General features: G+C 71.8%; 11 protein-coding genes. 4 read left to right on the top strand and 7 right to left on the bottom strand.

Annotated features, from left to right (window positions below; genetic code table 11):
- Nucleotides 1-31: 31 nt before the first annotated feature.
- The 6 genes from IEJ02_RS50015 to IEJ02_RS31320 all read right to left on the bottom strand — a co-directional run bounded on the left by IEJ02_RS50015 (nt 32) and on the right by IEJ02_RS31320 (nt 7,378).
- Nucleotides 32-160 carry a hypothetical protein gene (locus tag IEJ02_RS50015; protein WP_263408001.1) on the bottom strand — a complete coding sequence of 43 codons (129 nt, stop codon included), beginning with the start codon at nt 158-160 and terminating at the stop codon, nt 32-34.
- Nucleotides 161-331: 171 nt separating this feature from the next.
- Nucleotides 332-2,008 carry an SWIM zinc finger family protein gene (locus IEJ02_RS31295; RefSeq protein ID WP_191067902.1) on the bottom strand — a complete coding sequence of 559 codons (1,677 nt, stop codon included), beginning with the start codon at nt 2,006-2,008 and terminating at the stop codon, nt 332-334.
- Nucleotides 1,992-2,231, bottom strand: coding sequence for a hypothetical protein (locus tag IEJ02_RS31300; protein WP_191067903.1), 240 nt, complete (start codon nt 2,229-2,231; stop codon nt 1,992-1,994). Before IEJ02_RS31300 ends, IEJ02_RS31295 begins: the two co-directional genes overlap by 17 nt.
- Before the next feature lie 362 nt (nt 2,232-2,593).
- Nucleotides 2,594-3,862 carry a hypothetical protein gene (locus IEJ02_RS31305; RefSeq protein WP_317985971.1) on the bottom strand — a complete coding sequence of 423 codons (1,269 nt, stop codon included), beginning with the start codon at nt 3,860-3,862 and terminating at the stop codon, nt 2,594-2,596.
- A 55-nt stretch (nt 3,863-3,917) separates the two neighbouring features.
- A complete protein-coding gene (locus tag IEJ02_RS31310) occupies nt 3,918-5,957 on the bottom strand; it encodes a hypothetical protein (protein WP_191067904.1) in 2,040 nt (679 codons plus the stop codon).
- Nucleotides 5,958-6,706: 749 nt separating this feature from the next.
- Nucleotides 6,707-7,378: a hypothetical protein gene (locus IEJ02_RS31320; protein ID WP_191067905.1), complete on the bottom strand. Its 672-nt coding sequence runs from the start codon at nt 7,376-7,378 to the stop codon at nt 6,707-6,709.
- A gap of 510 nt (nt 7,379-7,888) precedes the next feature.
- Here IEJ02_RS31320 and IEJ02_RS31325 point away from each other — a divergent pair.
- The 4 genes from IEJ02_RS31325 to IEJ02_RS31340 all read left to right on the top strand — a co-directional run bounded on the left by IEJ02_RS31325 (nt 7,889) and on the right by IEJ02_RS31340 (nt 16,237).
- The gene (locus IEJ02_RS31325; protein ID WP_191067906.1) at nt 7,889-9,478 is read left to right on the top strand and encodes a TIGR02677 family protein; all 1,590 of its coding nucleotides are present in this window, start codon (nt 7,889-7,891) and stop codon (nt 9,476-9,478) included.
- Entirely contained in the window at nt 9,475-10,740 is a 1,266-nt protein-coding gene (locus tag IEJ02_RS31330) for a TIGR02678 family protein (protein ID WP_191067907.1), read from the top strand. Before IEJ02_RS31325 ends, IEJ02_RS31330 begins: the two co-directional genes overlap by 4 nt.
- The gene (locus tag IEJ02_RS31335; RefSeq protein WP_191067908.1) at nt 10,737-14,882 is read left to right on the top strand and encodes a TIGR02680 family protein; all 4,146 of its coding nucleotides are present in this window, start codon (nt 10,737-10,739) and stop codon (nt 14,880-14,882) included. The genes IEJ02_RS31330 and IEJ02_RS31335 overlap by 4 nt, the downstream gene beginning before the upstream one ends.
- 107 nt (nt 14,883-14,989) lie before the next feature.
- Nucleotides 14,990-16,237, top strand: coding sequence for a TIGR02679 family protein (locus tag IEJ02_RS31340; RefSeq protein WP_191067909.1), 1,248 nt, complete (start codon nt 14,990-14,992; stop codon nt 16,235-16,237).
- 194 nt (nt 16,238-16,431) lie between these two features.
- Here the strand turns inward: IEJ02_RS31340 and IEJ02_RS31345 are convergent, their stop codons facing one another.
- Entirely contained in the window at nt 16,432-18,126 is a 1,695-nt protein-coding gene (locus IEJ02_RS31345) for a TIGR04141 family sporadically distributed protein (RefSeq protein ID WP_191067910.1), read from the bottom strand.
- Between the last annotated feature and the right edge of the window lie 190 nt (nt 18,127-18,316).

An 18,316-nucleotide genomic window follows, 5' to 3' on the forward strand; every position in this document is an offset into this window, starting at 1 on the left:
GACGCCGACGTCCGCGAGTGCTCGCCGTACCTCACAGGCTCTGTTGACGGAACCATTCCAGCGTCTCGGCGAACCGGACCAGCCCACCGCCGCGCAGGACGTCCAGCGGAAAGCTCGGCCGTCGTCGGGGCAATTCCGCGTCGCGGACGGTCAGCGTCACTCCGGGAATCGCCCGGATCCGGTCACGGAGCTCCGCGAGCAGCCCGGGCCTGGTGAAGGGCTCCCGCCTCGCCAGATACGCGAAGACGACTTCGACGACCCCCGATCGCGGACCGGCCGTTGTACGCCACCTCCTGTCGTACGGGAGCGGGTTTCGGGGCCGGTTGTGGGTTCACAGGCCGTGCTGGTCGAGGAGCCGCATCAGGTTGCGTTTGCGCTTCTGGTCGGCGCGGAGGGCGGTGAGGTACGTGGTGAACTCGTCCTGGGTGCCCAGGCGGCGGTGGCAGTCGCGGATGCTCAGCAGCAGGCTGGTCAGCTGCTCGTAGATCGCGTTGCCCGTCTGCTGCGTGAGGGGTTCGGCCAGGCGCCGGTAGACGGCGAGCGCGTCGCCGGGGCGGGCAGCACGGGCCTGGTCGGCGAGCGTGAGCCACTGCCGGTCGTCGGCGCCGGTCTCGATGGCGGCCTGCCAGGCCGCGTCGATGTCCTTGTCGTCGAGCAGGGCGTCGATCAGGATCAGGCCGCCGTACCGGGAGTGCTGTTGCTGCTCCGCATCGGCACGCAGCAGAGCCAGCGCTCCCTCACGCTCGGCCGGCCAGCAGTCCCCTGCCCGGGCGGCGGCTCGCAGTTGCTGGTACGCGATCAGGGTGCGCCGGGCGCCGAAGTGGTCGCGGCGCAGGGCCACGGCGTCGGGGAGCCGGTCCGCCTGCGCGTAGCGGTCGCAGAGGTAGTCGACGAGGGCAGTGTCGACGGCGGCGAGGTCGCGGGCGTCGTGGATGCCGCGTTCCGCCCAGCGCAGGGCCTCGCCGGGGCGCCGGGCGGTGTCCAGCTCGTGGGCGATGACCAGGTGGGTGTGTCCGTTCGGTGCCAGGTCGGCCGCATGCACGGCGATCACCGCGTCGACGTCGCCACCCGCCTTGGCCAGACGCTCCATCAGGTACTTCTCCGCCCAGCCGCGGCGGTTGCCCCGCCAGGCCTCGACCGTCAGCCTCCGCAGGGCGGCCATCCCCTCTTCGCCGAGGACGTCCTCATAGTCGAGCGGATCGATGTCTGCGAGGCCGTCGTCCACGTCGCCGAGCGCATGGCCGACCAGCCAGCGCGCGAGCTCCTCCGGGTCGGGGCGTGCCGCACGGCACGCGCCGAGATGGGCACCTGCGAGGTCCGCACCGACCTGCCCGAGCCATCCGTCCGAGTCGTCGACACTCTCCACCGCGTCGGCGAGCAGCTTCATCGCCTCCCGCGCCAGGGTGATCGCATCATCGGCCCGGCCCGAACCGGTGAGCGCGCCGATCGCGGACACCGCCTGCCCGGCCTGGTCGGCGTAGGCGCGGGCATCGGCGTACTCGACGTACCCGTACTGCGCGAACGGTGAGATATCCAGCAGATCACGGATACGGGCCCGGACCGCGGCGAGGTCGCCGCGAGCGCTCGCGGCCCGAAGCTCCAGGCGGCGGCGCAACTGCCGGTCCTCGGCGATCTGTTCCCGTAAAAGGGCGAGTAATGAGTCCTTGGACAGGGCGGACAGCCACCCGTCAAGGTCCTGCGCACGGTCCCGGGCCGCCTTCCGCTGCCGCGGCAGGCTCTCCCGCTGGGCGAGCACGGTCAGGCCGAGGGCGACCAGATGCTTGCAGAAGTTGCCCTCCATGCCGTACGGGCAGTCGCACTCTCCGGACAGCCCACCTGGCCCGTCCAGCGTCAGCTCCACCTCGTACCGCTCCGTGCCATGGACAATCGCGGTGACCCAGCCGTCACCGACCTCGACCCCGGACACCGCATCCAGGTAGCCGAGCCCGCGCTCGTAGGAACGGGGGCCGGCCAGCATTTTGAGGTTCGCCTCAGTGAGGCCGCGCATGCTTCTTCCGCTCTGCTGTGGTTGCGCTCTGATGCACCGCCAGCCTAGGCCGCCCTACGACCTGCACCCACACGTCGCAGGCGGCGCCCGAACCGTCCCGTACCAAGCCGCTGACGCCGCGCTGCTCACTCTCCGCCTCGATCACCGCGCCGTCGGCGAGCAGCGTCCGCCCCTCGGTGACCTCGGTGTCGTCGGCGAACGCGTGCACTGGCTTCTCGTCCATAACCACAGCCATGCGGTCATTCAAACGCGCCCCCCGGTGCGTACGGGCGGGTCCGTGCGCAGCGACCGAAGCGCCGGTCGTCTACTTGCCCCTTCGACTCACCGGGAAGGCCGTCTGGATCACCAGCTCACCGCCCACCCATGGACCGCTTTGTCCCCATTCGCCGAGTTCCCTGCCGAGGACACCTCGGCGAAGGTGCCGAAAGACCCCGCTACCAGCCACGATGCTGGATGCGGGGTCTTCGCGTATGCGCAACCGGGCGCCTGCCACGACCCGCAGGGGGTCGGAAACGGAACGGCACGCCCCATCCCAGCAGGCCGGGCGGAAGGGCCGGCCTCCGGCCGCAGGGGCCGTCGCCTCGGTCAGGTGGGGACGCTGCCGGTGTTCACCGGCAGCTTGTCCTGCTGGCGCTGGAGGGCCCGGAAGTCGTCGTACCAGCCGAGGCTCTGGGCGGGCGTCGACGACTTGCCCTCGGGGCGTGCGGTGCGGCTCGCGTACAGGCTGTTCAGCAGCCAGGGGTTCTTCTTCGGGCCGAAACCCTTGGTCATGGCGGCTCCCTGGACCACGCCGTAGGTGGCCACGGCGAGCTTGCCGGTGTCGCGGAACTGCTTGACCTGGTTCCTCAGCCAGTGCTTGTGGCTCGCGTACCACGGGCTCATGCCGAGCAGGTCCTGCCACTGGCGCTGCGACCACGGGTGGTCGATCGCCTGCTTGATCGCCTGCCACACCTTGGTGCCGGGGCTCATCTTGTAACGCTCGGCGAACTGGCGCGGAATCGGGTCGCTCAGGTGCTGCCGCCACAGCTGCACCAGGGAGAACTCGGTGACCAGGAACTTCTGCCCGTGCCCCAGCCGCGGCACCACGAAGTCGAGGTACTTCTTGGCGTTCGCCATCGACGACACATGGGGATGGATGTCCACCCCCTCGATCCCGTCGGTCTTCCGCGCGAACTCCATCCACCGCTCCGCGCCCTCGCCGCGCCACTCGGGCTCGTCGAGGTGGTTGAGAGCGCCCATGTAGATGCGGGTACGGCTGCTCTTACCGCTGTGCCTGGCCCGGTAGGCGAGCACATGCTCGGCGACCTTCTCGTAGAAGTCACCCAGCGGACCGTTCCAGTCCTCCTTGCGGCTCTCGATGAACGGCTCGTTGCCGACGACGAGGATGTTCACCTTGTCCAAGACGGTGTCCAGCACCTTGTCCACCTTGGCCAGCACGTCGTTCATCTCGGAGCTGTCCGGGTCCGGGAAGGGCTTGCCGTTGTGCGGGAGCTTGAGGCTCAGAATGGTGCCGTAACCGTGCTGGGAGGCGTTGAGCAGAGTGGAGACGGCCCGGTCCTGCATGGCACCGGTCTCCTCCTTGGCACGGATGGCGACGAAGCCGCGCAGCCAACTGGCGTCCACCCCCTCGAGCTCGGTGAAACCACAGCCGGTGGGGTCCTCGTTGAAGTTGCCGCCGAGCGCCCCGTCCGGAGCCGACCCGCCGCCGGAGCCGCCGCTGGACCCGCTGCCGGAGCCGCCGCTGCCGCCGCTGTCCCCTCCGCCATCGTTCTTCGAGCACCCGGCGGCGAGGAGGGCCGCCCCCGAGGCCCCGACCAGCCACCGCCGCGACACTGCGAGATCGTTGTGCTTCACGTGCTTTCCCTTTCCACGGCCTACGCCGAAATCGATCTGTGTGCGAGAACGGCGTCTAGCCGAGCAGGAACCTCGCCTGGGAGCCAGGACCGGTGGAATCCATCCAGAACGAGATGATCGCCCGAGCGCCGGAGCTCGCCCAGCCAGAGGGCGCATGGGCGCCCAGAGCGAGGGCAAGCCTGGCGTGGCCCACCCTCGCGCGATCGAGCTCGGGGGCGTGGACCAGCTCATCCGCGGTCGCACCGCGCCGTCCCCACGGCAGGGGCCTGGTGCGGCGCTTGTCGAGGATGTCGCCGTGCCAGAGCACGCTCTTCGCGACGCCGTGGTCGAGTACGTAGTCGACCCGGATGCCGAACAACGCCTCCGACGAGGTCGGTTGGTGGTCCGGGAGCTCGGTGAGGACGTCCATGTCCAGGGTCCGCGGCAGCCCGCGGTACTCCGCTCCGCACAACGCGGTGCCCTCATCCCCCTCGACGCCCAGATAGGCGACGGCACGCACGGCGTCGTAGCAGCCGTAGGCATTGCCGCGCACCGCGGTCGTCCCCTTCGGCCCCGTGACGCGGTCGGCGTATGTGTGCTTCCGGACCAGGGTGGCGGACAGGCCCTCCCGGTCCAGGACGGGATGGTGCGACGCGGCGCCGACCTCCACGTACACCAGACCCGGGCCCGCCACCGTCACGGTCTTGTACAACTTACGGGAACGTCCGCGGAGGTGAACGGTCTCACTGGGGCCGAAGTCACTTCCACTGTGCTCCAGCGGGCTGCCGTGCTTCTGATCGATGTGATACACCCTCAGCTCGGTCTGCCTCCCGTCGGCCGGCGGAACGTCGGCCAGCTCGAGCTGGATGGTCCGCGACTCGCCGGACTCGTTCCACACCAGGACCGAGCCGCGATGCTCGTCACCGGACGCCATGGCGCCGACGCCGTCGGGCAGCCCACCGCGCACCGGGGTACGGCGGTCCGGCATGCGCGCGTAGAGCTTCAGCGCGTTGAACAACGGCGTGCGGAGCGCCTTGCCGCCCTTGAAGGCGATCATGTGCGGCAGCCAGCCGCTGAAGGTGAACGTCTGCAGGTCGGGTATCCGCAGCGCCTTCTCCAACGCCGCCATCGAGCGGGCCGCCTCCAGCGCGGTCCCGCCCTTCTTCTCCCACTCACCCGGGCGGAACACCCCGAACTGGGCCTGAATGAGCGGAACGGTGTTGAAGTCGCCGCGCAGCGCGTTGCGTGCGCCGTCGACGAGGTCGGAAAGATCCTCGCCGTAGTTGTTCATGGTGAGGTAGTCGAACGGCAGGTCGGGGTCGGCCCTGCGCCGCTTCCGCAGCTCGTCGACGGCGGTCTCCAGGTAGCTCCGGCCGCCCAACTGCCGACGGGGGTGCGCGTCGACCGGAACGAAACTCGCCATCCCGAACAGCCCCTTGGGCCCGATCGCACCGGCGTAGGCGTCGTAGATGTCGACCATCTGCCGGATCGACGCGAGATCGGGAGACCCGGTGAGGTTGTGGCTCGGCTCGTTCCACATGCACCAGCTGACCGGATGATCGTCGTAGAGCCTCGCCCACCTGCCCATCGCGTCCGCAGCGGCCTTCAGGTCGGTCGGGCGCGGGAACTTCCGCGGCGCCTTGGCCTTCGCGGCGTCCTCCCACTGCTTGGGCGCGCCCTCCAGTTGATACATGGCCTCGATGCGGCGCCGCCGCAGCTCGCTCTGCACCTTGTCGAGAAAGGAGTTGCGCCGCACCTCGACCTCGCCGTCCTCGACCTCGATGGGGTACGGCTTCATCGAGTCCCAGTCCGTTTCCGGAAAGCGGAGTTCTCCGTCGTAGAGCGCCGGACGGATCTCGTCCAGGTACCGCAGGCTGTCCAGGATCTTGTCGGTGTTGAGGGCACGCCCCACGCCGATCTTCGACTTGACCAGGGGGAAGAACGCCGTCCTGCCGAAGTCGACCCGGAGGGCGTCCGACGAGGACGACGAGGACGACGAGGACGCGGACGCGCGACAACCGCCGAGGGCAGCCGCGGTCCCGATCCCGACCGTAGCGGTCAGGACGCGCCGTCGGGTGTACGAGGCGAGGTCGTCCGGTTCCGGTGGTCGTTGCACTTCTCCTCCTGGTGCCATGTTCTACAGGGTGGGTTGGTCGTCGCTGGTGAGGGTGTGGGGAGCAACCGGTGGGGATGGATCGTTCCGGACGGGTTGTGGGAGTGGTCGCGGCCGTTGCGGCCGGTGCCGCGGGTACGGCCGCAGGGCGGTGGGGCGGTGGGGCGGTGGGAGCGGCGACCGTCGATGATGAGGCGGTGTTCGCGGGCAACGCCCGCGGCACTGGGGGCTGAAGTCGCCACCGGCCGGGCTCCCATCGAGAGGCGACCCCGGCCTCGGCCGGCGTCACCGCCCCGAAAGGGTCCGCGCCGGCAAAGCCTTCGACCGGCTCGACCCGCGTCGATGGCTTTGCGGCGAACTCCTCGCGGTACGGATCGCCCACAAAGGGACCGAACCCAACCATCGGCTCGGTGCGCACGTTGGGTGATCGGGAGACCGGTGCCGTGACTGTCCGGCTACCGCCGGCTCAGCACCCGCTACCAACGACCCCCGCGGACCTGGGCTTCCTCGGTCTTGCCGCTGCCCTGTGCCGCGCCAAACGCTCCTGCCGCCCCACCATGCAGGACATGATCTAAAACCGCGAACGCAGCGGATTCCCTCTCTCGCCGGGTGTCTCCGCCGAGAACACCCACGAGCCTCGATCCGCAGCCGGTGGTCGGCGGCATCCCGCCCATCCGCTCCCGCCTCGGGCCGCGACGCCGACGCCTTGCCAACGCACTCCCGGACCGCCGCGAGATCACGCCCCGCCGCAGCTACTGCCCTTGAGGCCGCAGTGTCTGATGACCGCTGTCCATGTCGAAGTCGCCGATGTACCACTTCCCGTTGACCTTGGCGGTCTCCACCTTGGCCGTGAAGGACTTCGGGTCCACGCCGTGCGAGCGGGACAGCATGATCGCCCGCAGGGGCTTTCCGTCGACGGTGATCTTGGCCGTCGGGACGGCTGCCTCATCGCCCTTGGGGGTGGGCGCGTCGACCTTGACCGTCGGCTTGCCAGAGGCATCCCGCGGCGAGAACGCCTCGCTCATGGACTTCAAACCGGGGGCCATCTTCTGCCTCGCCGACGCGTTGCACGTCTGGGGGGTGGCGGCCTTCGGGGACGAGCCGCTGCCCGGCACCGTGGAGAGCAGGCACGCCTGCTTCGCGTCCTTCTCGATGACCGCGCTGACCCAGGCTTCGACCGCGGAGGGCACAGTGGACTGGCCGCCCGCCTGTGCGCTGGAGCCGCCGTCGCCCGACGAGGCACCGGAGTTCTCCGATGCGTCGGCCGAGGGAGAGGGGCCGCTGCTGTGCGAGGCGGAAGACGAGGGCGAGGCGGAGGAGGAGTGCGAGCCGCCCGAGCACGCAGCCATGAGCGGCGCCGCCGCCAGCAACGTGGCCGCGGCGGCCCAGCCCATGACCCTCTTACCGGACTCTGGTCGTGCCATGACTTACTGCTCCTTACACGTGCGGTGTCCCCCCTTTGCTGCCCGTGGTGGCTGCGACGGGCAACGAGAGCCGAACGGCTGCACGAAACGCTACAACGCCGGCTACGTCGGAGGTCCACGCGGGGCGTTCCGCGGGGCGTCGCTGAACACGACCACGCGCAACGCGACATGAGGCCGACACGGCTCGGGGACCGCCATGACGGGCTGGGAAGCCCGGCCTGCGGCCCGTCGCGCCGGCCGAACACTCTCGAACCGGCCCGTCAGCGCCGGTTCGAGGGCCGGTCCATCGACCTGACACCGTGGCAGGTACCGCGTGTCGTGGCGCGCGGCTCGCGCGTCATCGTGCCTCTCGTGGGGATCAGCGTGGTCTGCGAGCGACCGGTCGCTCTGCGCGAGCGGAGTGTGACGCGTAAGTGGCAGGGCATCCTGTCAATCCCCGCGGCCCATCCTGTCAATCCCCCTGGCGGGGATTTCCGCCCTGGTGTACGTGTCGGGAAGAATGCCGGGACGATGACGTCACCAGCTTCCGGTCCGCGCGGCAGCGAGCACGCGCCGTTCATCCATCTGACCGTGCCGAACGCGGCCTTGTACCGTCAGGTGATGCGTGCGTTCCTCGCGGCGAAGGAGCGGTTCGCGGTGCATCTGCGGCCCGAGGACGTGCACGCCGCGCTGCCGTCGGAGTACCGGCCGACGGATCCGGACACGGTGGTGAAGGCGCTGGACAGCCTCGTGGAGTGGGGCAACCTGCGGGCGGATCCGGACACCTCGCGGGTCACCGCGGTCGAGGACTTCTACCGCAAGCGGTTCATCTACCAGCTCACGCAGGCCGGGGAGGCCGCCGAGCAGGCGTTGTCGGTGTACGACGAGGCACTGGGGCGGCGCGGTGCGCTGCAGGCGGTGGCGCTGCACGACATCGTCACGCAGCTGCGTGCCCTTCTGGTGATCGCGGCCGAGCGGGAGGAGGGCGGGCCGGACGCGGCGAAGGCGCATCTGGCGCTTTCGGCGCTGACGGGCCGGTTCGAGGCGCTGGCGGAGAACGCGCGGGCGTTCATGGGGTCGCTGCAGCGCACCATGGATCTGCACGGTGTGGAGGTGGAGGTGTTCCTCGCCTACAAGGACCGGCTGATCCAGTACCTGGAGCGGTTCATCCAGGACCTGATCACGCTGGGCGGGCGGATCGCGGTGCTCATCGGCGAGCTGGAGCAGGACGGGCGGGCCGGTGTGCTGCTGCGGCTGGCGGCGGTCCGTGAGGCGGCCGACGCCGCGCCCGAGGACGCCGAAAGCGCCGAGGAACAGGCCTATGAGCGGTGGGCGGCGAAGTGGTCGGGGCTCACCGCCTGGTTCGTCTCCGCGGACGGCCGTGAGTCGCAGGCCCGGCTGCTGCGCGGGCGGGCCCTCGGGGCGATCCCACAACTCCTCGCGGTCGTCAGGCAGTTGAATGAGCGGCGGGCCGGGCGTTCGGACCGGTCCGCGGACTTCCGCACCCTGGCCCGATGGTTCGCCGAGGCCCCGGACGACGAGGCGCGGCACCGGCTGTGGCGCGCCGCCTTCGGTCTGTACTCCGCGCGTCATCTGACCGTGGACGCCGATACGCTGGCCGAGCGCACGGCCCGCCCGGTGCCCGCGTCCACGTCGTGGGCCGAGGCCGAGCCGCTGCGGATCAGCCTGCAACTGCGCCGTACCGGCAGCTACGAACGCCGCGGGCGGGCCCGCCGGGTGCGGGACCGCTCCGAGCAGCGACGCCAGCTCGCCGAGATCGCCGCCAGGCAGGCGGAGGAGATCGCCGCCGCCCGTGCGCGGCTCGCGACGGACGGCATCACGCGGTTATCCGCGCTGGGAGAACTCGACCCGGTGGCCTTCGGACTGTTCTTGCAGCTGCTCGGCGATGCCCTGGCCACGTGGCGGCCCGGCATGACGAGCACGGTGGCGACCAGCAACGACGGCTCGTTGGAGATCCGGCTGACCGCCCTCGCCGACGGGACGACGGCCGAGATCCGCACGCCGGGCGGGACCTTCCGCGGCCCCGACCACCTGGTCGAGATCACCGACCTCACCCGGCCCGGGCACACACCGGCGGAGACGATTGAGGGGGAGCTGTGACCACACCCCTGGGCGAGGTGCTGGACGGCCGGCGGACGGCCGAGGTGCACAAGGCGGCCCGGACGCTGTTGAAGGAGCCGCTGTTGCTGGCGCGGGGCCCGCACGCGGACGAGTTCCGGCTGGTGCGGCAGCACGCCTCGGAGCTGCGCGACTGGTTCGACCGCAACACCGGCTGGTCACTGCGGGTGGACGCGGAGGCCGCCCGGCTGGCCCGGATGCCCGGCACCCTGGCCGATCCCACGCATCCGGCGCGCGAGGCGTCCCGTGGCCGCGCCGCGTTCACGCGCCGCCGGTATGTGCTGCTGTGTCTGGCGCTGGCCGCGCTGGAGCGGGGTGAGGCGCAGATCGCCCTGGGTCGCCTGGCCGAGCAGGTGGTGCTGGACGCCGCCGATCCCCATCTGGCCGCCGCCGGGGTGGAGTTCACGATGGAGCGCCGCGACGAACGCCTGGATCTGGCGGCGGTGGTGCGGCTGCTGCTGCGCCATGGGGTGTTGCGGCGGGTGGCCGGTGAGGAGGAGGCATACGTCAGCGGTAGCGGCGACGTGCTCTACGACGTGCAGCGGCGCGTCCTGGCCGGGCTGCTGGCCGCCCGCCGCGGCCCGTCGACGATCATCGCCGAGGACTTCGAGGACCGCCTGGCCGAACTGACCGCCGAGAGCGCGCTGGACAGCGACGAGCTCCGCTTCCGCGCGATCCGCCAGCGGCTGACCCGGAGGCTGCTGGACGACCCGGTGCTGTACTACGAGGAGCTGACCGACGAGGAACTCGCCTACCTGACCCGCCAGCGCGCCTTCCTCACCGCCCGCATCACCGAACTGACAGGCCTGGTCGCCGAGGTGCGGGCCGAGGGCATCGCCATGGTCGACCCGCACGACGATCTGACCGACGTACGGATGCCGGAGCAGGGCACGCACGGGCACGTCACCCTGCTGCTCGCCGAACACCTGGCGGCCATGGACGGCGAGGTGAGCCGCGCTGACCTCGAACGCAAGGTTCGGGAGCTGGCCACCGAACACGGCGCGTTCTGGTCGAAGAGCGCCAAGCAGCCCGGCGCGGAGGCGGAGCTGGTCGGCCAGGCGCTGGAGAGGCTCACCGTGCTCGGCCTGGTCGCCCGCACCCCGAAGGGCATCGTCCCGCTGCCCGCGCTCGCGCGGTACGCGGTCGGCGAGACCGTCGTGACGGAACCGGGACAGCCCTCCTCCCGCACAGCCCGCACAGCCCGCACAGCCCGCGCCCCCAAGCGAAAGGCACCGCAGCCGTGACCGCCCTGCCCGACCCCGCACCCGGCCGGTGGCAGCCACTGCGCATCGGCCTGGTCGACCTCTTCTACTACGACGCCGAGGAGTTCTGGTTCCGCGACGGCCGCCTGCTGCTGCGCGGCAACAATGGCACCGGCAAGTCCAAGGTGCTCGCCCTGACCCTGCCCTTCCTCCTGGACGGCGACCTGTCCGCCCGCCGGGTGGAACCGGACGCGGACCCGGGCAAGCGCATGGAGTGGAACCTGTTGCTCGCCGGTCGGCACCCGCATCCGGAGCGGCTCGGCTACACCTGGATCGAATTCGGCCGCCGCGACCAGGAGTCGGGCCGGGCGCACTTCCGCACCCTGCTGTGCGGGCTGAAGGCGGTAACGGGCCGCGGCATCGCCCGCCACTGGTACGCGGTCACCGACCAGCGCGTCGGCGAGGAGCTGGCCCTGCTCGACGCCACCGGCACCGCGCTGTCACGGGATCGCCTGGCCGAGGCCGTCGCCGGCCGCGGCATGGTCTACGACCAGGCGAAGACGTACCGCAGAGCGGTCGACGAGGCGCTGTTCGGGCTCGGCGAACGGCGCTACGCCGCCCTGGTCGACCTGCTCATCCAGCTGCGCCAGCCCCAGCTGTCCAAGCGCCCCAACGAGACGGCGCTGTCCCGCGCGCTGACCGAGGCGCTGCCGCCCATGGACCAAGCGGTGATCGCCGATGTGGCCGAGGCGTTCCGCTCCCTGGACGAGGAGAAGGAGGAACTGCGAGCGGCCAGTGAGGCCGAACGGGCCGCCTCCGCCTTCCTCGACCACTACCGCCGCTACGCCCGCGTGGCCACCCGCCGGCGGGCTCGGCTGCCGCGCAGCGAACACGCCCGCTACGAACAGCTGCACCGTGACCTGTCCCAGGCGCGGACCGAGCGAGAAGAGGCCGAGCGGCAACGGGCAGCGGCCGCGGAGCGGATCGCCCGGCTGGAGGAGACGGCCGTGCGGCTGGCGGCGCAGGACACCGCGCTGCGAGCGGGCCCGGACATGCGCAGCGCCCGGGAGCTGGAGCAGGCGGCGGCCGATGCGCGGCGCACCGCCGGCGAGCGGGCCCGGGCGGAGGGGGACCGGGACCAGGCCGCCCAGGCGCACTCGCGCGCCCTCGGCCGCCTGACGAGCGCCGAAGGGCGGCTGGCAGCGGCTGAGCGGCAGGTCGAGAACACGCTGCACCAGGCACGGGAGACGGCCCGGGCGGCCCGGCTCGATGACGTGCTCGGCACCCACGACGCGGTCCCGGAGGTGGAACTGCGCCACGCGGCCGAGGAGTCGGTGGCACGCAGGAGGCGCACCCTCGACCACGTGGAGGAGCTGGCCGCGCGAGCCGAACGGGCCGCCGGTGAACGGCGGACCGCCGCGCACCGTCTGGACGAGGCCCAGACCGAGGCCGCCCACACCGCCGAACGCCAGGCCCAGGCCGAGTCGTCCGTCGCACAGGCGGGCCAGCACCTGGTGGATGCCGTACGCGAGCACCTCGACCGGTGCACGGAGCTGGACCTTCCCGACCCGACGGGGCTTTTGGACGCCTTGCACGACTGGGGCACGCATCTGCACGGCCCCAGCCCCGCCCGGGAGCAGGCCGCGGCAGCGCACCGAGGACAGGCCGCTGACCTGGCCGACCGGGCCGCCGCCCTCGGCCGGCAGCTGGCCGAACTGGACGAGCGGCGCACCGTGGCCGAACGCGAGCTGGCGGAGCTGGAGGCCGGTGGCCAGCACGGACCGACGGCGCCCCACACCCGTACCCCGGGCCTGCGCGACCGGACTCCCGGAGCGCCTCTGTGGAGGCTGGTCGACTTCCACGACCACGTCACTCCGGATCAACGGGCGGGGCTGGAGGCCGCGCTGGAGGCGTCCGGGCTCCTGGACGCGTGGGTGTGCCCGGACGGCACCATGCTGGAGGCGAGCGGGCACGACGTACTGCTGGCCCCGCTGCCTTCGCCCGCGCCGCGGGCGGGCTCCGTGCTCGCCGACGCGCTGCGGCCCGCCGTCGACCACGGCGATCCCCGGGCCACGCAGGTCGGTGAACCGGCCGTGTCCGCTCTCCTGGCGACCATCGGTCTGGGAGATACCGGCGCACCCGGCACGTGGGTGGCGTCGGACGGTCGCTTCCGCATCGGCGCGCTGACCGGCAGCTGGTCGAAGGAAGCGGCCGTGTACGTGGGCGAAGGCGCCCGCGAGGAAGCACGCCGCGCCCGGATCGCCACCCTGCGCGGCGAACTGGACGCCCTGGCCGACAGCACCACGCGCCGTGAAACCGAACGCGCCACGGTGGCCGCGCGCCGGCGCACCCTGGACGCCGAACTGGCCGCCGTCCCCGACGACGCCCCCCTGCGCCACGCCCACGCGGTGGCCGCCGCGGCGGCGGACGCCGCTCACCGGGCCCGCACCCGCCAGGAGGAACGCGCGGCCGAACTCACCGAGGCGGCCCGGCGCGAGGCCGAAGCGGGCACCGCACTGACCGAGACGGCCGACGCCGTGACCCTGCCCGCCGAGCGACCGGCCCTCACGGCCGTCCGCCAGGCCCTGGCCGACCACACTGCCGCCCTCGCCGCCCTGTGGCCGTCGCTCCGCGACCGGGCCGAGGCGCGCCGCGCTGTCGCCGACGAGCAGGCGGAAGCCGGCCGGACCGGGGAACGGGTGGCCGAACTGGACGAGCGTATGGCCGAGGCGACCCGGCTCGCCGCCGCCGCGGACGAACACCACACCACGCTCCGCTCGACCGTCGGCGCGGCCGTCGCCGAACTGGAGCGCCGTCTTGCCGAAACCGCGGATGCCCTCGGCGCCTGCGAGCGGGACCAGAAACAGGCCCGTCACGAGTACTCCGCCGCGGACCGCCGCGCCGGCCGCGCCGAGGGCCGCATCGAGCAGCTGAACAAGGACGTCCATGAAGCGGCGGCCACGCGCGCCGAGGCCATCGCCGCGCTCCAACGGTTCGCGGCCACCGGCCTGCTGACCGTGGCCCTGCCGGAGACTCCCCTGCCGCCGCTGGACGGCGGCTCCTGGGCCGCCACCCCGGCGATCGCGCTCGCCCGAGCGGTCGAGACGGCACTGTCCGGCACGGACGACTCCGACGGCGCCTGGGAACGCGTGCAAAAGCGGCTCAGCGAGGAGTACAAGAAGCTCCAGGACGTCCTCTCCCGGGGCGGCCACCGCGCCACGGCGCGCATGACCGAGGACGGGATGATCGTCGACCTCGTCTACCAGGGCCGCGAGCGGGCCGTACCCGAACTGGCCGGGGCCCTGGCCACCGAGGTCCAGGAGCTGACCCGCATCCTGTCGGCACACGAACGCGAAATCCTGGAAACCCACCTGCTGACCGAGGTCGCCGGCACCCTTCAGGAGCTGATCGGCACGGCCGAACGGCAGGTACACGCCATGAACACCGAACTCGAACAGCGGCCCACCTCCACCGGCATGAAGCTGCGCCTGGTCTGGCGGCCCTCCCGCAAGGCACCGGTCGGCCTGGCACAGGCGCGGGCACGGCTGCGCCAGTCCGCCGACGCCTGGGCGGCCGATGACCGGGCGGCGGTGGGCGAGTTCCTGCAAGCCCAGATCGCCCGCGCGCAGGCCGAAAACGCCACAGGCAGCTGGCTGGAAGTGCTCACCACCGCGCTCGACTACCGTGCCTGGCACGAATTCGGCATCGAACGCCACCAGCACGGCACCTGGGTACCCGCCACCGGGCCCGCCTCCGGCGGCGAACGCGTCCTGGCCGTCTCCGTACCCCTGTTCGCCGCCGCTTCCGCTCACTACGCCACCGCCGCTCCCCACGCCCCGCGCCTGGTCACCCTGGACGAAGCCTTCGCCGGTGTCGACGACGACTCCCGCGCCAAGTGTCTGGGCCTGCTCCACGCCTTCGACCTGGACGTGGTGATGACCAGCGAGCGTGAATGGGCCTGCTACCCGCAAGTGCCCGGCATCGCCATCGCCCAGCTCTCCCGCGTCGACGACATCGACGCGGTCCTGGTGACCCGCTGGCAGTGGGACGGCGCCGAGCGGACACGGGCCCCCGAACCCGACCGCCGCATGGCGACGGTCCCCGCACCGGCGCACTCCCCCGGGGATCCCGAGCCCACCCCCGCCGAGAACCCCGCGCCGGGCCAGGACGCCCTGTGGGCCTGAGAAGTGACGCGGGGCCGCCCGTGGCGTGGGAGGACCGCCCGTGACGAGGAAGGACCGCCCGTGGCGAGATAGGACCGCCCGTGGCGAGAAAGGGGGAAGACCCTCACATGAGCGCATCCGACGCCCCCGCCGGGCGCGTCGACCACGACCGCCTCGCCCGTCTCCTCGGCGATCCGGGCTGTGCCTGGCTGCTGGACCGGATACGCCGCCGCATGGAACGCGCCGAGCCACTCACCGGCCCGGTCATCCTGGCCGCGCCCACCGACGGCGAGCGGGCCGCCGCCGAGCGCCTGCTGGGCCGAGCCCCCGGCGGCGGGCGCTCGCTGAGCGTCCGGCTCGACGCCGTCGACACCATCCTGCGCCGCTCCGGCGTCAGCCCCGACGGCCTCGCCACCGCCGTCATCGCCCTCACCGGACCCGTCACCCTCCTCAGCGACGCACGCCGACGGGAGGCGGACGCCTGGCACGACGCGTACACCCCGCTCACCGGTTTGTGCTCCGAGCGGCCCGAACTGACCGACTGGGGCGAGCACATACGCGTGAGCGGCCTCGTCCTCCGCCTCGCAGGCGACCCGGAGTCCGCCCGGGCCCTGCTCACCTCCACCGCGACGGCGCTGCGAAGCCTGCCCGCGGATCCGGCCGTCTCCCTCCCGGCCTTCGCCGCCCGCACCCTCGGCGACGCCCACGCCCTCGACGACGGCACCCCGCTCGCCGCCCTCGTCCACTCCGGCGTCCGCGCCCTGACCGGCTTCCCCGACGGCACCGGGGCGGAGTGGCGCCGCGAAGCATGGGCCTGCGCGGGCCTCCTCAAGGACGCCCTGTCCTCCACCGTCCTGACCCTGGGCCTACGCGGCACACCCGCACTCGACTGGGCCACCGGCACCGGGGAACCCGCCGTGCTCACCCTGCGCCAGCTCACCCACGCCCCTCCCCGCGAGGCGCCCCCGGTGGTGCACATCTGCGAGAACCCGACCGTGCTCGCCACGGCGGCCGACACCTACGGCCCTGCCTGCCCGCCCCTGGTCTGTCTCCAGGGCCAGCCCTCGGCCGCCGCCCTCACCCTCCTGCGCCACCTGCACTCCCACCGGGCAAGGCTGCTCTACCACGGCGACTTCGACTGGGGCGGCATACGCATCGCCGCCGCCTTGCTCCGGCGCGTGCCCTGGCACCCCTGGCGCTACACCACCACCGACTACCGCGCCGCCGCCGACCGAACCCCCATGGCACCATCCCTGACGGGCACACCTGCCACCGCTCCCTGGGACCCCGACCTGCGGACCGCCCTCAGCGAACTCGGCGTACGCGTCGAGGAGGAAACCGTCCTCGACGATCTCCTGACCGACCTCGCACCCTGACAACTTGACGGTATCGCTCGGCGTATGCGCCCGTCTCAGCATGACGAAAGCCCCGGATCACTCCGGGGCTCGCATCATCCGTTGATCGTCAGGACCATACCTTCATTCGGTGTGGCCCACCTCCGCTTCACCCTCTCCCAGGCTTTTCATGACGGCTGTATCCATGGACGGGTGAGAAGTGTGTTGAGGCTCCGCTACGCGGCCAGACGACTGATTCCCGCCCGGCTCGGCGGCACCTCCGTGGCCTGGATCCCGATGACCTCGACGGCGACGCCCCACGCCTCAAGGATCTTGGCCGTCTGCACGAGGGTGACCTGGGAGAAGGGGAACAGCGTGTCGGCGGTGAGGTCGGTGCCGTCCTTCAGCAGGATCGCGAATACGACCTTCGACGGCCGGAAGCCGTCCGGCAAGGCCCGGCCGGGCCGGGCCATGGCCACCTTCCGGGCGAACCCGCCCATGGCCTCCGGCGAGTGCAGCAGGGCCTGAACGGCGACCACGGCCTGACCGAATAGATGGCTCAGCGCGTCGGAGCCCTTGGCCCGCTTCACCATGACCAGGACGTCGTCCGGGCTCAGCAGGTCGCAGATCTCCACGCCGTTGCCCCGGTGCAGCGCGGTCCGGACGTTGTCACGGTCGAAGCAGACGTACCCGGGCCGCAGGTCGGGCACCGACTCGTTGTAGTCCCGCTCCTTGTCTCCGAGCACCCAGGCCGGAAGGTCGACCGAGGGCGTGCCGGTGATGAGCCGCTGCACCTGTGAACGGATCGCCTCCAGATACGCCTCACCGATCTCGTACCACTGCCCGTCCAGCAGGAAGAACCGGCGGACGCCGAGCGTCACCTGCGCCTCGATCCACCGCAGCACGCTCGACGTCCAGATGACGTCACGCTTCTCCGCACGGGTGTGCGCGTAGAGGGTGACGGTGCCGTCCCGGAGCGCGGCGAAGCGCGTTCCCGCCCTGTGCACGCGAGCCCGGTTGAGGACGTACTCCAGGCTGAAGTCGTCAGTGAAGTAGGCCTCCGAGCGGTTGACCTTGGTGGCGAACGCCTGGGCGGCGGCGTAGTCGTCCCAGTGATCGGACGGGACGGCGACCGCGATACGTCCGTCCGGCACCTCGCCCAGCATGTCGTCGAGCCGCCCCTCCAGCCGCGTGACGAGGTCGGCGTCCTTGACCGGGACGATGTGCTCGACGAACTCCAGTTCATGAGCCGGGACCTCGTCCCGAAGGACCCGGGCGATGGCCCGGATGTCCGCGACCAGGTCCGGAGCCTCGATACCGAGGCGCATCCGCAGCCCGGTACCGCCCTCGACGCTGGAGATCTTCGTACGGTCGTCCTGAGCGATCGTGAGCTGGATCCCGTCCAGCCGGCCGCCCAGCCGCCGCACGATCTGCGCGTGCTCCTGGACGCCCAGGCTCCAGACCGGAGCGCCGCCGGGCACGAGGGTGATGTCGGTCCGGCCGCCGCCCGGCGTATGGGAGACCAGGTCCCGGATCTGGGCGGGGTCCACCCTGCGGATCACGAAACTCAGCCCGAACCGCCGGTCCTTGACCTGGTCGGGCACCAGGCGGAAGCCCTGGTCGTAGCCGATGGCGTACACCTCGCCGTCGACCGCGAGCATCAGCAGCCCGGCCGACCGGTTCACCGGCCGCGACACCTCGCACCCGGTCGTGCGGTTGATCTCGCCGCACCAGCTCGCCACCGGCTGCTCGAAGCTGCCGGTGACCAGCAGCGCCGGAACGCCCAACCACTCCTCCGGCACGTGCAGTTCCGCATCAACGGCTTCAAGCCGAGCCGGGTCGAGGACGTCGAACATCGCGTCGACCGTGGGAGCGACACCCGTGAGCCGGTACAGGGTGCGCTTGGACGTGCCGGACGTGCTGGTGGCCATGGTGCCGCTCCATTCGAATCGACGTGTTGTGGGCAGGGGGAAGCCCGGGAGGCTCGGGGAAGCCGGGGAGCCTTGGCGGCGACGTACGAGGGGCCAGTGCTCGCTCCCGCTCCACTGGGCACTCATTGCCCCCTGTCTCGGGACAGACAGCACCGTTCGGACCGGCCGGGTGCGCCGCCGCGTTCGACCG

The organism is Streptomyces sp. 5-10, assembly GCF_014712245.1.
GTDB classification, from domain to species: Bacteria; Actinomycetota; Actinomycetes; order Streptomycetales; family Streptomycetaceae; genus Streptomyces; species Streptomyces violaceusniger.

What these genes read in the sequence shown, in the direction of transcription:
- IEJ02_RS31295 (WP_191067902.1), bottom strand. Translation starts at nt 2,008, where the DNA reads ATGCGCGGCCTCACTGAGGCGAACCTCAAAATGCTGGCCGGCCCCCGT.
- IEJ02_RS31300 (WP_191067903.1), bottom strand. Translation starts at nt 2,231, where the DNA reads ATGGACGAGAAGCCAGTGCACGCGTTCGCCGACGACACCGAGGTCACC.
- IEJ02_RS31320 (WP_191067905.1), bottom strand. Translation starts at nt 7,378, where the DNA reads ATGGCACGACCAGAGTCCGGTAAGAGGGTCATGGGCTGGGCCGCCGCG.
- IEJ02_RS31325 (WP_191067906.1), top strand. Translation starts at nt 7,889, where the DNA reads ATGACGTCACCAGCTTCCGGTCCGCGCGGCAGCGAGCACGCGCCGTTC.
- IEJ02_RS31340 (WP_191067909.1), top strand. Translation starts at nt 14,990, where the DNA reads ATGAGCGCATCCGACGCCCCCGCCGGGCGCGTCGACCACGACCGCCTC.
- IEJ02_RS31345 (WP_191067910.1), bottom strand. Translation starts at nt 18,126, where the DNA reads ATGGCCACCAGCACGTCCGGCACGTCCAAGCGCACCCTGTACCGGCTC.